Annotated in this window: 15 protein-coding genes; 11 read left to right on the top strand and 4 right to left on the bottom strand. The window is 59.7% G+C overall.

Annotation, left to right across the window (positions count from 1 at the left end; genetic code table 11):
• Positions 1 to 129 precede the first annotated feature (129 nt).
• Both X735_RS160995 and X735_RS161000 read left to right on the top strand, forming a co-directional pair.
• Positions 130 to 363 carry a hypothetical protein gene (locus X735_RS160995; protein WP_023809369.1) on the top strand — a complete coding sequence of 78 codons (234 nt, stop codon included), beginning with the start codon at positions 130 to 132 and terminating at the stop codon, positions 361 to 363.
• Positions 364 to 483: 120 nt separating this feature from the next.
• On the top strand, positions 484 to 681 hold the full coding sequence (locus tag X735_RS161000) for a hypothetical protein (RefSeq protein WP_023809368.1): 198 nt from the start codon (positions 484 to 486) through the stop codon (positions 679 to 681).
• A gap of 107 nt (positions 682 to 788) precedes the next feature.
• Here the strand turns inward: X735_RS161000 and X735_RS161005 are convergent, their stop codons facing one another.
• Together X735_RS161005 and X735_RS161010 are read right to left on the bottom strand one after the other, a co-directional pair.
• Positions 789 to 1,745 (bottom strand): hybrid-cluster NAD(P)-dependent oxidoreductase, encoded by a 957-nt coding sequence (locus X735_RS161005; protein ID WP_196815301.1) that lies wholly within the window; start codon positions 1,743 to 1,745, stop codon positions 789 to 791.
• A gap of 211 nt (positions 1,746 to 1,956) precedes the next feature.
• Positions 1,957 to 2,814, bottom strand: coding sequence for a LysR family transcriptional regulator (locus tag X735_RS161010; protein ID WP_023809366.1), 858 nt, complete (start codon positions 2,812 to 2,814; stop codon positions 1,957 to 1,959).
• A gap of 134 nt (positions 2,815 to 2,948) precedes the next feature.
• On the opposite strand from X735_RS161010, the gene X735_RS161015 reads away from it, so the two are divergent.
• From X735_RS161015 to X735_RS161040, 6 genes are all read left to right on the top strand, one after another.
• The gene (locus X735_RS161015; RefSeq protein WP_023809365.1) at positions 2,949 to 4,031 is read left to right on the top strand and encodes an amidohydrolase family protein; all 1,083 of its coding nucleotides are present in this window, start codon (positions 2,949 to 2,951) and stop codon (positions 4,029 to 4,031) included.
• An 11-nt stretch (positions 4,032 to 4,042) separates the two neighbouring features.
• On the top strand, positions 4,043 to 4,396 hold the full coding sequence (locus X735_RS161020; protein WP_023809364.1) for a Rieske (2Fe-2S) protein: 354 nt from the start codon (positions 4,043 to 4,045) through the stop codon (positions 4,394 to 4,396).
• A gap of 121 nt (positions 4,397 to 4,517) precedes the next feature.
• Positions 4,518 to 6,125, top strand: a complete 1,608-nt coding sequence (locus tag X735_RS161025; RefSeq protein ID WP_023809363.1) for an ABC transporter substrate-binding protein — start codon at positions 4,518 to 4,520, stop codon at positions 6,123 to 6,125.
• A gap of 88 nt (positions 6,126 to 6,213) precedes the next feature.
• A complete protein-coding gene (locus X735_RS161030) occupies positions 6,214 to 7,260 on the top strand; it encodes an ABC transporter permease (protein WP_023809362.1) in 1,047 nt (348 codons plus the stop codon).
• A complete protein-coding gene (locus X735_RS161035) occupies positions 7,257 to 8,141 on the top strand; it encodes an ABC transporter permease (RefSeq protein WP_023809361.1) in 885 nt (294 codons plus the stop codon). Before X735_RS161030 ends, X735_RS161035 begins: the two co-directional genes overlap by 4 nt.
• Positions 8,131 to 9,762, top strand: coding sequence for an ABC transporter ATP-binding protein (locus X735_RS161040; protein ID WP_023809360.1), 1,632 nt, complete (start codon positions 8,131 to 8,133; stop codon positions 9,760 to 9,762). The genes X735_RS161035 and X735_RS161040 overlap by 11 nt, the downstream gene beginning before the upstream one ends.
• A 110-nt stretch (positions 9,763 to 9,872) precedes the next feature.
• On the opposite strand, the gene X735_RS161045 is transcribed toward X735_RS161040, so the two are convergent.
• Positions 9,873 to 10,436, bottom strand: a complete 564-nt coding sequence (locus X735_RS161045) for a TetR/AcrR family transcriptional regulator (protein ID WP_023809359.1) — start codon at positions 10,434 to 10,436, stop codon at positions 9,873 to 9,875.
• Between the two features lie 103 nt (positions 10,437 to 10,539).
• Here X735_RS161045 and X735_RS161050 point away from each other — a divergent pair, with 103 nt between their 5' ends.
• The 3 genes from X735_RS161050 (at position 10,540) to X735_RS161060 (ending at position 13,368) form a co-directional block, all read left to right on the top strand.
• Entirely contained in the window at positions 10,540 to 11,355 is an 816-nt protein-coding gene (locus tag X735_RS161050) for an oxidoreductase (RefSeq protein WP_023809358.1), read from the top strand.
• A gap of 85 nt (positions 11,356 to 11,440) precedes the next feature.
• Positions 11,441 to 12,307 carry an alpha/beta hydrolase gene (locus X735_RS161055; protein WP_023809357.1) on the top strand — a complete coding sequence of 289 codons (867 nt, stop codon included), beginning with the start codon at positions 11,441 to 11,443 and terminating at the stop codon, positions 12,305 to 12,307.
• 59 nt (positions 12,308 to 12,366) lie between these two features.
• Positions 12,367 to 13,368, top strand: a complete 1,002-nt coding sequence (locus tag X735_RS161060; protein WP_023809356.1) for an NADP-dependent oxidoreductase — start codon at positions 12,367 to 12,369, stop codon at positions 13,366 to 13,368.
• Positions 13,369 to 13,388: 20 nt separating this feature from the next.
• Here the strand turns inward: X735_RS161060 and X735_RS161065 are convergent, their stop codons facing one another.
• On the bottom strand, positions 13,389 to 13,862 hold the full coding sequence (locus tag X735_RS161065; RefSeq protein WP_023809355.1) for a VOC family protein: 474 nt from the start codon (positions 13,860 to 13,862) through the stop codon (positions 13,389 to 13,391).
• Positions 13,863 to 13,881 lie beyond the last annotated feature (19 nt).

The following is a 13,881-nucleotide window of genomic DNA, read 5'->3' as shown; positions in this document are numbered from 1 at the left end:
TGCGCCCTGCGGGCATGACTGTCCTGGCGGTATGCGCTACAACCAAGGCGCGAAAAAAAGTGCCGGCCTCAGGGAACCGGTTGGGGATGTCCGCGTTGGTCGCTACTTTTGTGCAGAGGGAGGTTTCGGGTGGGGCGTTTCGAAATCGTGGAAGAGCCAACGGGTACGTTTTCGATTTTCGACACAATCACGGAATTGCCGGCAACGGTCGAAGGGGGCGTGTGCATTGGGCTTTATAGGCACGAAGTGCCGCTGGCGCTGCTTGCAGCGGTTGAAACGGTCCAGCCCGGCCCTTTTTCGCTGCTGCCCTCATTGTCGGTGTTGAACGACTGGCGGGCCCATCGAGACGGTCTGCTGGCATGAGCAAAGGTGCCTGATGTCGCATCGAAAATCATACCGTATGGGAAATCACGCCCTGTTGTCGAAAGCGGCGGTGAGGCATGGAAAGCAAGGGGAGGTTGCAGTGCGTCGGGAGGTGAAGCGATGTCTGATCAGGACGACCTGATCCGAGCTGCCATCGGTCGGCTGCTCGCCGAGAAGACAGGCGCTGCCGTCATATCGATGAGAGAGAGCATCACCGAGCTTCTGGCGCTGACCGGTGCCGCGCTGGACGAAAGACTGCAAGACCTGCTGCTGGAAATGGCCGAAGTCCGCGGCATGATGGTCGCTCTCGACTTCTGAGCAATATCGGCTGGGGTCGATGGGCATCAGTCCGCTACGCCGGCAACGCCTTCACCGGCAGTTCAACACTACTGCGCCGGCTTCAATGCTGAACCAAGCACCCGGGGTTAAAGATCGAGCAAAACCGTTCCTTGCGGGCGGCTGCAACATGCCAGGACATAGCCGGCCGACTTCTCTTCAGGGGCCAGACCGCCGAGATCCTCCATGGCGACTTCGCCGGACAACTTGGCGATGCGGCATGTGCCGCAAACTCCCTGCTGGCAGGCGGTTGGGACGTAGACGCCACATTGGCGTGCCGCCTCCAGCAGCGTCTCTCCGGGCAAGCAGTTATGCACGATCCCGGAGCGGACGAAACGGACCGAAGATGGTATTGTCGAGGCCGGTTCCAACTGAGGGCTGCTGACGCCGCCGAAGCTCTCCTGGTGGTACCGCGACGGAGCCACGCCAATCGCATCCAGGCAGGCACGTGCGGCTTTCATGTACGCTTCAGGGCCACAGGCAAAGATAGTGCGGTTGTGGAGATCGGGAACGAGGGTCAGCAGCATCTGGCTGTCTATTCTGCCAGTCGGCCCCCTCCAGGTGGGATCTTCCTGGCTACAAACGCACGTTACTTTTACGTTGGGAAAGCGAGAGGCAAGTGCGTCCAATTCCCCTCGAAAGATTATGTCACCAGGCGTTCTGGCACTATGAACGAATGAGATATCCTGGTCGGCCGCGCGGTCGGTAAGCGCACGCAGCATGGACATCACCGGCGTTATCCCGCTGCCGCCCGAAAGGAAGAGCGGCTTTTCATATGGCAGGTCATCGAGATTGAATGAGCCGAGCGGCCCTTCGATCTCGATCTCGTCGCCCGCCCCCAAATTGTCGTGGAGCCAATTCGAAACCAGGCCGCCCGGTGTTCGCTTCACCGTGATCTGCAGGTCGAGCGGTCGCGTCGGTGGTGACGAAACAGAGTAGGAGCGCGTCACCGCGGCACCCTCGATCTTAAGGTGCACGAGCACATACTGGCCCGCGCTGAAGCAGAACATCCGATCCGTCGGGGATGTGAAAACGAAGGTTTTCACATCGGGCGTTTCCTCGATTACACGACGGCAGAGTACAAGCTGCGATGTGGTTTGTGCCCATTGCCGATGACGCCTCATCGGGAGGAGGTCGGGGGCCCCAAAGGAAACGTGTGCGTTCATCATTCATCTCGGTTTGAAGTCGAGCCAAGATGCCAGTTCCAGGCCCCCCGCAACAGAAGCATCCCTCCCAAGTTATGATCGATTATTTCGATTACATATCCAGTGACATCACGGCAACGTGAAGGGCGCGGATTCCCTTGCGGATGATCGGTTCGTGTTTGCGGCGCGCCAGGATGGCCGTGTGTACCGGCTGATGCAGCGTCGGAGCGCCTTCGACGATGAACGATGGGCGTTCGAGGGCGAACCTGCGCGCATCGTCACTTCTCATATAGCAGGTGCCGCCCGTGCGCCGTAGCATCATCTCCGCCAAGGTTTCCGATCCCATGGAAAGGCGACAGATCGCCAACTCGCCGAGCAATTCGGCATGGGCCTTCTCCAGCAGGACCGTATAGCCCGGACGAATGTAGGTTTCGGGATCGACCTCGGAGAGGGTTCTGGCCACCGTGGAAACCATCACATATTCCTCAACCATCAAATGCTCATAGGAGATTTCGGGTAGGTATCGCGGAGCGTAAAGCACTGCGATGTCGAGATTTCCCATGCTTAGGTCGCTGACCATCTGGTTTGAATAATCCGACTCGACATGGATCGACGATTTGGGAAGAGCCTGACACAGCGTCTCCACCCAACCCGGCAAAACCGAGCGGGTCATCCCGACCTGCGCGGCGACGCGCAAGGTGCCTTCGAAACGATTGAACGCCCGGACATCGTGGCGAGCCTGCGACCATGTGGACAGCAAGGATCTTGCATAAGCTTCGAACCGGCGCCCTGCGGCGGTCGGCTCCGCCCCGGCGCGTCCGCGCTGGAACAGTTCGGACCCGATTGCGCTCTCGAGGTTCTTGATGCGGGTGCTGATCGTCGACTGGGTCAATCCTAGCCGATCCGCGGTGCGATTGAAGTTTCTCGATTCGATGATGTCGAGAAAGGTCTCGATGTGATCAAGTTGCATGAAATCTCCAATCGAAAAACTCGATCATATTCGACGTATCATAAGCTTGATCAAACAATACTCAAGGCGGAAGCTGCAGCAGATCAGCGGCCGGCAGCGCCGCCGGGACGAGGTACGGATACGGAGCGGAAGAAGTGTTCATAGTGGACTGCGACTGTCATAATTACTGGTCAAGCGCCACCGTGTTGGAGCCCTATCTCTCCGGCTTGTGGAAAGACATGTTCATCGAGGGCGAGAAAACAGGCCCCGTTGGCGCCTTTCCGCATGGTCATCGGCCCTGGTTCCACCCGCAGGACTTCTCCCGCAAGGACATCCGTCCGAAAACGGAAGCCGACAACTATCTCATCATGAAAGAGAAGCACCTCGACAAATACAAAGTCGACGTGGCGATCCTGACCGGCGATGAGCCTATCGAGGCGTCGACCCTGGCTAACCCTTACTATGCCAGCGCTCTGGTCAGCGCTTACAACGATTATCAGATCGATCAATGGTTGCCGAAAGACGATCGTTTCATGGGCTCGATCATCATCGCGCCACAGGATCCGAAGCTCGCTGCCGCCGAGATACGCCGTCTTGGCAGTCATCCGCGCATGGTCCAGGTTCTCGCCTCCCAGGGGTCCGTCAAGCCGTATGGCGACCCGTTTTACCATCCGATCTACGAAGCCTGCGCGGAAGTGGGGTTGCCATTCGCCATTCATCTGGGCGGGCATGGCGGCGTGAATTCAACTGCCATTGCTCCTGCCCCGACGACATTCTTCTGGGAAACGCATGCCATTCTGCACATGTCGGCGATGTCGCACGTGGCAAGCATGATCGCCCATGGCGTCTTCGAGAAATGGCCGGACCTCTACTTCGTGATCATCGAGTGCGGCGTCGCCTGGGTTCCGTCGGTCCTTTGGCGCCTGGACGCCGACTACAAAGCGCTGCGCAAGGAGACGCCATGGCTGAAGATGCTGCCGTCTGAATATTGCCGGCGCAACATCCGCTTTTCCACGCAGCCGCTGGAGCAGCCTGCAAACATCCAACATCTCTGGTCCACGCTCGAGGCGATGGACGGCGAAAACACGCTGATGTTCGCATCGGACTATCCGCACTGGGATTACGACGATGCCAACACGCTGCAAATCCCTCCTGCCTGGAAGAGCAAGATCATGGGACTGAACGCGCTGGAAGTCTACAAACGCATCCCCCGCGCGCAAGCCGCGAATGCCGCCTGAGGAAGCATACGATGCCCGAGAAGACCTATATCTGCCGCGTCGACGAGATCGAAACAGGGTCTCCGTTCATCGCCAAGATCCGCAGCCTTTCCGTCGGGATTTTCCGCATCGGAGATTCATTCCACGCGCTGCTCAATGTCTGTCCGCACCGCGGCGCTCCGCTTTGCGAGGGGCCGCAATGCGGCACAACCGCGCCCGTTGAACAGGCGCAATTCATCTATCATCGCGAAAACGAGATCGTTCGATGCGCCTGGCACGGCTGGGAGTTCGACATCAAGTCGGGCGCGGCCTTGGTCGATCCCTCCGTTCGCGCGCGCACATTTCCAGTCACCGTCGAAGCCGGCGGCATCTACGTGACGGCCTGATTGGCGCAAGCCGATTGGGATTGGAAAAATTCGAAGGAAAGGTGGCGGGAGCCAATAAGCAGATTTGTTCGCCGGTGCTTGACGAGAAATAACGCGGAGAACTCCGCAATGGGAGAGTCAAATGTCAGAATCTGAATACAAGCTTGGTATCGCGCAAAGCCTGATCGGAGGCGGCAAGGTTTCCCGCCGCGACTTCATTCATCTTGGGCTGGCCGCGGGCCTGACCGTTGCCGCCGCCGACCGGCTGTTCGTGAGCACGGCGCGGGCCGAACCGATGCAGGGCGGCTTCGCCAAGCTCGGCATGGCTCATGGCGCGACGACGGATTCGATCGATCCGGCCGGCTACCCCGACACGTTCACACAAACCGCTTTTTCGGGCTCGCTGTCCAACAGCCTCACCGAGGTCGACGCCAAAGGCAATGTCCAACCGGACCTCGCCGAGAGCTTTGAAACTTCGGATGGGGCCAAAACCTGGGCCTTCAAGCTGCGCAAAGGCGCAACCTTTCATAACGGCAAGACCGTGACGGCGGATGACGTCGTGACCTCCTTGCAATATCACATGGGCAAGGACACCAAATCGGCGGCGAAATCGCTGTTGGACTCCGTCGCCGACGTCAAGGCGGACGGCCCGGAAACGGTGGTCTTCACGCTCAAGGACGGCAACGCCGATTTCCCTTACATTATGAGTGACTACCATCTGGTCATCATGCCGGCCAAGGACGGCAAGGCGGATTGGGCTTCAGGCGTTCGCACCGGTGCTTTCGTCCTCGAGAATTTCCAGCCCGGTGTTTCGGCCAAACTCAAGCGCAATCCAAACTACTTCAAGAATGGCAAGCCCTATCTCGACGAGGTGGAGTTCATCGCAATCACGGATCTTGCCGCCCGCATGGCGGCGCTGTCCACGGGGGAGGTGGACTATATCGGCCGCGCCGACCTGAAGACCCTCGGCATGTTGAAACGCAATCCCAAGGTGGAAATCGTCGAAGTCACTGGCTACGGGCACTATACCTTGCCGATGAATGTCACGATGGCGCCGTTTGATAATCCGGACGTGCGAATGGCGTTGAAATGGGCGATCAATCGCCAAGAAATCGTCGACAAGATTTTTCTTGGCCACGCTACTGTGGCCAACGACAACCCCATCGCGCCGGCCATCAAATTCGCCAAAGATCCGCAACCGCAACACAGCTTCGATCCGGAAAAAGCAAAGCACTACCTGAAAAAGGCCGGAATGGAGAACCTGAAAGTGGATCTCTCGGTCGCCGATGCCGCTTTTGCCGGCGCCGTGGACGCGGCTTCGCTCATTCGCGAAACGGCGGCCCAATGCGGCATCGACGTAAATGTCGTGCGTGAGGCCGAGGACGCTTATTGGGACAATGTCTGGCTGAAGAAACCCTGGTGCGCTTCCTATTGGAGCGGTCGGGCCACGGCCGACTGGATGTTCACGCAAGCCTTCGCCGCCGACTCCAGTTGGAATGAGTCTTTCTGGAAAAATCCCCACTTCAACGAATTGCTTGTCCAGGCGCGCGCCGAGACGGACGAGGCCAAGCGAGCGGCGATGTATGCCGAGATGCAGCAGTTAACCCACGATGACGGCGGCAGCATCGTGCTGGTCTTCAACAATTTCGTCAGCGCGCAATCCAAAAAGCTCGCACACGGTGATGTGGCGCCCAACTGGGAGAACGATGGACTGAAAATGGCCGAACGCTGGTGGATCGCCACGGCATGAGATGGCGGGCCGGAGCCGCGATGGTCTTGTGGCTCCGGCCGGCTTACTCCGAGTGCAGGGCTGCCGCCCAAAGGGAAACGCCACGCACATGAACCCCGTCGCAAGAACGGTCCTGCAGCGCCTTGGCCTCGGCCTGGTCACTTTGTTCATCGTGTCCATCATCATCTTCTCTGCGATCGCAATGCTTCCAGGCGACTTCGCCAAGGCCACGCTTGGGCAATCGGCGACGCCCGAAACGGTCGCCGCGTTCCAGCGGGAAATCGGCATCGATCGTCCGCCTGTCGAGCGCTACTTCGTTTGGGTCGCCCAGATGCTCCATGGCGATTTCGGCTCTTCGTTTGCGAGCCGCACCGGATATCGGCGTACCGTGGCCGAGATCATCGCACCCCGCCTCTACAACACGATGTTCCTTGCAGCGGTGACGGCGCTGATAGCCGTTCCGCTGGCCTTAGGGCTTGGCATTCTGGCTGCGCTGTACCGCAACGGCTGGTTCGACCGGCTGGTGAATGTCGCGACACTGACAACCATTTCATTCCCGGAATTTTTCGTCGCCTATATGCTCGCCTACCTGGTGATCTCGCGCGACACGTTCATCGGATCCGATTTCGCTCAAACGCTGCCTCATTGGCTCACTGTCTCGCTGAACTGGGCGCTCAATGCGGTTCCTAAATTTCCGACATTGTCGAATGTGAACGATCAGACGCCATTTTGGGAGCATCTCTGGAAAGTGGCCCTGCCGGCAATCACCCTTACGCTCGTAATCGTGGCCCACATGATGCGCATGACCCGAGCGGCCATCATCAACATGCTGGCAAGCCCCTACATCGATATGGCGCGCCTCAAGGGAATGTCCCCGATCGTGATCGTGCTGAGGCATGCCCTGCCCAATGCCTGGGCTCCGATCGTCACTGTGGTGGCGTTCAACCTGGCGTATCTCATCGTCGGAGTGGTCGTGGTCGAGGTAGTGTTCGTCTACCCCGGCATCGGCCAACTGATGGTTGACGCGGTGAAATCCAGGGATGTTCCGGTTGTCCAGGCCTGCGCCCTGATTTTCGCCGCGACTTACATCCTTCTCAACTTGCTAGCCGACGTTATTTCCATCGCCACCAATCCCAGGCTCTTGCACCCACGATGACCAGATCCGACTCTGTCGCGGCGGTTCGGAGGCTGAGGCGCTCGCGTGCCACCCGGGCGAAAACTGCGCTGAAGAAGGCACCGTTCAGCGCGTGGTTCGGCATCGTCGTGATCCTCGGCTACGTCTTTGTTGCGGTTTTCGCGCACTGGATAGCCCCATATGGCGAGACGCAGGTTTTCAGCGAAGCCTTCGCGCCGTGGAGCCAGGAGTTCAAACTGGGAACCGATCAGCTCGGCCGCGACATGCTCACCCGCTTGATCTACGGTGCGCGCAACACCATCGCTATCGCGGTGGCGACCACGTTGCTGTCCTTCGCGGTCGGCGTCTCGCTCGGCCTTCTTGCCGCATTGTACAGGGGGTGGCTCGACCAGATATTATCGCGTGCGGTAGACGTGCTGATGTCAATCCCGAGTCTGATCTTCGCGCTGGTGCTGCTGACGATCTTCGGCTCGTCGATCACCAGCCTGATTGTCATCATTGCGCTTCTGGATTCCACCCGGGTCTTTCGGCTTTCTCGCGCCGTCGGGCTTAACGTGGCGGTGATGGAATATGTCGAGGTGGCACGATTACGCGGCGAGGGACCGAAATGGATCATCGCCAAGGAAATCCTTCCCAATGTCATGCCGCCACTGGTCGCCGAGTTCGGCTTGCGATTCTGCTTCGTGTTCCTGACAGTTGCGGCGCTGTCGTTTCTCGGCGTCGGTATTCAGCCGCCGACGGCCGATTGGGGATCAATGGTGCGCGAGAACGCGACCCTGATCACCTACGGCGATGTCACCCCGCTACTTCCGGCCGGCGCGATTGCTCTCCTTACCGTGTCCGTGAATTTCGTGGTGGACTGGTTCCTGCAAGCAACAAGCGGGTTGCGGGATGAAAAGTAGCGGCCCAGGCCCACGCGAAAAAGGAAAGGATCTGCTTCAAATCCGCAATCTGCATGTGGAGGGGTTCTCGGATGAGCGGTGGCATCCCATTGTCCACGGGGTCGATCTGACGCTGAAGCGGGGCCAGGTTCTTGGGCTGATCGGAGAGTCAGGCGCCGGCAAGTCCACCATTGGCCTTGCCGCTATGGGTTATGCCAAGCCGGGCTGCCGGATCACGCAAGGCTCGGTCCTGTTCGACGGGATTGATCTTCTGGCGGTCAATGAAAAAGGGCGCCGTCGCCTCAGGGGCTCCCGCATTGCCTATGTCGCGCAAAGCGCGGCTGCCTCTTTCAATCCGGCACATCGGCTCTTGGAACAAACTGTCGAAACCGCGGTGGCGCATGGAATTGCCGGCCGGGAAGAGGCGAACCGGAGCGCCGTCGATCTTTATCGACGCCTTCAACTCCCAGAACCGGAGACCATAGGCTTTCGTTATCCTCATCAGGTCTCCGGCGGGCAGTTGCAACGGGCAATGACAGCGATGGCAATGGCTTGTCGTCCGGACCTCATAATATTCGACGAGCCAACAACGGCGCTCGATGTGACCACGCAGGTTGAAGTTCTAGCTTCCATTCGCAACATCGTGGAGGAATTCAGCACCGCTGCAATCTATGTGACGCATGACCTGGCGGTGGTGGCGCAAATGGCGGATCGTATCATGGTTCTGCGCCACGGACGTACCGTGGAGGAGGCTGACACACGCCAGATGCTGGCCTCGCCCAGCCAGGAATATACAAAGACGCTCTGGGCCGTACGCAAGCTCGCCAAGCCCGAAGTTCCAGCCGATGACTATCTGCTGACGATAGACAACGTTACCGCGGCCTATGCAGGAAAGGTCAAGGTGCTCCAGGATGTCTCCATCAAGGTTCCGCGCGGAAGAACCGTGGCTGTGGTCGGCGAATCCGGTTCGGGAAAATCGACGCTCGCTCGAGTCGTCACCGGCCTTTTGCCGCCAATTTCAGGTTCGATTTCTTTTGCCGGCCGGCTTCTTTCCACGGGCCTGAAGACGCGGCCGAAGGAGGTCCTGCGCCGCATACAGATGATTTATCAAATGCCCGACAACGCCCTGAATCCGCGCCAAACGGTCGAAGAAGTCATAGCGCGGCCGCTCGAATTCTACCTCGGCCTTAAAGGCGCGCGGAGGGATCGCCGGATCGGCGAACTTATGCACATGGTCGAGATGAGCGAAGATTTTCTGGAACGCCTGCCTGGCGAGCTGTCGGGTGGCCAAAAACAGCGCGTCTGCATTGCCCGAGCGTTGGCTGCCGATCCGGAGCTTATCATCTGCGACGAGATCACGTCCGCGCTCGACCAGATCGTCCAAGAGGAAATTCTCAAGCTTCTCATACGTCTCCAACGTGAACTCGGAATGAGCTACATCTTCATTACCCATGACATTGCTACCGTGCGCGCGATAGCCGACGAAATCGTCGTCATGCACCGCGGCAAAGTCGTCGAGCAAGGATTGAAGAGCGAAGTTCTCACGCCACCGCACGCGGCCTATACCGAACGGCTATTGTCCTCTGTTCCGGAAATGAATCCGGACTGGCTGACAAGGCTGCTGGCCAGCCGGAAGATCTGACGGATCGGCTATCCGTCAACGCCCGGCATATTCCTCACGATCAGCTTCCTTCGCGATCACCCGATGTCAGCCATATGGCCGGCAACGCCGTTACGATCTTTCCTGGAGCGCTAACGCTGCTCGATCAGCGTCTTCGCCGCATTTTTCCCCACCGCGAGGATGCGATCGGACAATTCCGTTCCGCCCACGGCGCGGGCCATTTGCAGCGTGCCGAGGAGCGTTGCAAAGACAGCCAGCGCCACGCCCTCCGGATTCTTGGCCTGCGGTAGCGCTTCCGCCAACTGGCGCACCAAAGCCAGCAGGTGGTCTGTATAGGCTTCACGCGTTTCAGGCGGCTGACGGGCGAGCTCCGGCAGCAGCGCAGCTGACGCGCAGCCCTTTCCGGGATTGTCCCGGTGCTCGGCCGACAGATACATGTCGATGGCCATCTCCACGCCCGAAGCCAATGCTTCCGCCAGTTGCTGCGCCTGAAGCTCCATCGCCGCCGCCACGCTTTCGCGGACAAGCTGCGCCTTGGATTGAAAGTGTGGATAGAAGGCGCCGTTCGTCAGCCCGGCGTCGCTCATGATGGTCGCCAGTCCGGACGCAGCTATGCCGTCGCCGCGAAAGCGTTCCGCTGCGACCTCCATGATCCGTCCGCGCGAGGCGTCCTTCCGGCCCTTTTCGTAGCGCATGGCTGCTATTCCTTTCTGCTATTGCATTATGAACGTAATCTGATATTACGACTGTAATTCAACGGGCGCAAAAAAGCTAGCCCTCATGATTTTGGAGCACGAAATGAATGCGAATTCCGGAAAAACCGCTGTTGTAACGGGAGCCTCTTCGGGCATTGGCCGCGCCAGTGCCGAGGCTCTGGCAAGGGCGGGGTTCACGGTCTTCGGAACCAGCCGGCGCAAGGCCGACGACGGCCCGGACGGGGTGACCATGCTGGTTTGCGACGTGACCGACGGTGAAGCCGTTGCCGCACTCGTTTCGACGGTGCTGTCGCAAACCGGCCGGATCGACCTCTTGGTCAACAATGCCGGCGTCGGCCAGCTTGGAGGCGCCGAGGAATTCTCGATTGCACAGGTGCAGGCCTTGTTCGACGTCAATCTGTTCGGCGTCATCCGCGTGACCAATGCGGTGCTGCCGTCGATGCGGCGGCGTGGCGAAGGGCGCATTGTCAATATCGGCTCTGTGCTGGGACTGGTGCCGGCGCCGTATTCAGCGCATTATTCGGCAGTCAAGCACGCGCTCGAGGGCTATTCTGAATCGCTCGACCATGAGGTTCGTGCCTTCAATATCCGTGTCTCGGTCATCGAGCCGGCATTCGTTCGTACTGTCTTCGACCAGAACGGGCTCCAGCCGGATTCGCCTTTGCAGGAATACGATCAGGCTCGAGCTACGCTGGAAGCGCTGCTTCGCGATGTGATGCCTGTCGCCGATCGGCCCGAAGTGGTGGCGCAGGTGGTCGTCAAAGCAGCGACCGATGCCCGTCCGCAACGGCGCTACACCGCCGGCAAGGCAGCGCGCCAAGTCAGCCTGCTGCGTCGCTTTGCTCCCGCAGGGATATTCGACAAGAGCCTGCGCAAACAGTTCCGCCTGCCGGTTTGAACAACAACGAGCAGAGGATTTCACGCACATGCGTCTAGGAACGACAACACGATTGGCCAGCCCCCACAAGGCGGAGGTGCCAAGCATGACACATGGGTTCAAGCGGTCGCCCCACTTACGGGCATCGTTCCAGGACACGCCAACGCATTCCGTCGATGTCGGCGGCACGGCATTCGTCTATCGGCAGCTCGGACCAAGGACGGGCGTGCCGGTAATCCTGCTGAACCATCTCGGCGCTCAACTGGACAATTTCGATCCACGCATCGTCGATGGCCTCGCCGCGGCCCGGTGGGTGATCGCCTTCGACAACAGGGGCGTTGGTGCTTCAGGCGGCAAAACGCCGTCACGCGTCGCCGGGATGGCACGGGATGCGGTCGCCTTTGTCCGGGCGCTGGGGTTCGATCAAGTCGATCTCTTCGGTTTCTCACTCGGCGGCTTCGTGGCGCAGGAGATCGTGCTGACCGAACCCAGGCTTGTGCGCAAGCTCATCCTGGCCGGCACCGGACCGGCCGGCGGCCAAGGCATCGACAAGATGACACCACTTACGATCGTGGACATGATCAAGGGTGCGCTGACTTTTCGGGATCCGAAATACTATCTGTTCTTCACCAGAACGGTGAATGGGCGTCGCGCCGCGAAGGCGTTCCTGCAGCGGCTGACAGAGCGCAAGGCCGACCGCGACAGGCCGATATCGCTTAGCGCATTCGGCGCGCAACTCCGGGCGGTGAAGGCTTATGGACTACAGGCGCCGCAAGATTTGAGCGCCATCCGCATCCCCGCGCTGATCGCAAATGGCGATCACGACAGGATGGTGCCGAGCGTCAATACCCACGATCTCGCCCGCCGCATTCCGGGGGCGCAATTGGTGATCTATGCGGATGCCGGCCATGGCGGGGTGTTCCAGAACCACGCGGATTTCGTTCCGAAAGCATTGGCCTTTCTCGAGGCCTGACACCTCTCACCGGGCGGCTTGCGTCCCGAACATCAACAATCTCTCAGAAAGTCACTGCCATGAAGGCATTCGTCGTCGACAAGTATAGTAAGAACGGCACGCTGCGGCTGGCCGAAATGCCGGAGCCGAAACTCGGGGACAGCGATGTCCTTGTCGAGGTCCACGCCGCGGCGGTGAACCTGCTGGATTCCAAGGTCAAAACCGGAGAGTTCAAGCTGATCCTGCCCTATCGCCGACCATTCATCCTGGGTCACGACGTGGCCGGGAGGGTTGTCCGCGTGGGATCGAAAGTCCGCAAGTTCAAACTCGGCGACGACGTCTATGCGCGGCCGCGCGATGGCCGGATCGGGACATTTGCCGAGTTCATAGCCATGGATGAGGCGGATGTGGCGCTGAAGCCCGGGAACCTCAGCATGGAAGAGGCGGCCTCGATCCCGCTGGTCGGCCTGACCGCCTGGCAGGCGCTCATCGAAAGGGCCAACCTGAAGAGGGGACAGAAGGTCTTCATTCAAGCCGGATCCGGCGGCGTGGGGACATTCGCCATCCAACTGGCAAAGCATCTCGGCGCGACCGTTGCGACCACCGCCAGCGCGGCGAGTGCCGGTCTGGTCAAGGGGCTCGGCGCCGATGTCGTCGTCGACTACAAGAAAGACGATTTCGAAAAAGTGCTGTCGGGCTACGACGTCGTCTTGAACAGCCAGGACACAAAGACACTTGAAAAGTCACTGAATGTGCTGAAACCGGGAGGCAAGCTCATCTCCATCTCCGGCCCACCGGATCCCGACTTCGCCAGGGAAAAGGGACTGAACATGGTGCTGAAGCTGGTGCTTCGCCTGCTGAGCCGCGGTATTCGAGCGAGAGCCAAGCGCCGTGGCGTGACGTTCTCGTTTCTCTTCATGTGGGCGCAGGGCGAGCAATTGAGCAAGATCGCATCGCTCATCGAAGCTGGTGCGATCCGCCCGGTTGTCGACCGGGTCTTTCCCTTCGAAGCCGCCAACGAGGCGCTGGCCTATGTCGAAACAGGACGCGCCAAGGGCAAGGTCGTCATCAAGGTCAGATAGCAACTCAGCTGCGATCGAGGTCAGCCGCGCCGGGCTGCATCGATCGCCGCGACGTCAATCTTCGTCATCTCCATCATCGCATCAAAGGCGCGTTTGGCTTCCTCGCCGCCGGCCGCCATGGCCTCGGTCAACGTGCGCGGCGTGATTTGCCAGGACACGCCCCATTTGTCCTTGCACCAGCCGCACGCGCTCTCCTGGCCGCCATTGCCGACGATGGCATTCCAGTAGCGGTCGGTTTCCTGCTGATCGTCGGTGGCGATCTGGAACGAGAAGGCCTCGCTCTGCTTGAATGTGGAGCCGCCGTTCAATCCGATGCAGGGAATGCCGGCAACGGTAAATTCGACCGTCAACACGTCGCCTTTCTTGCCGGACGGAAAGTCGCTCGGCGCACGGTGAACGGCGCCCACCCTGGTGTCGGGAAAGGTCTCCGCGTAGAAGCGAGCCGCAGCCTCGGCGTCCTTGTCGAACCAGAGGCAAATCTTGTTCTTTGGCATCGTTGGCATTGCGTGTTCC

The organism is Mesorhizobium sp. L2C084A000 (assembly GCF_000502875.1).
Classification (GTDB): domain Bacteria; phylum Pseudomonadota; class Alphaproteobacteria; order Rhizobiales; family Rhizobiaceae; genus Mesorhizobium.
Note: the sequence above shows the minus strand (reverse complement) of the source record. Positions and strands in the feature narration are given on the sequence as shown.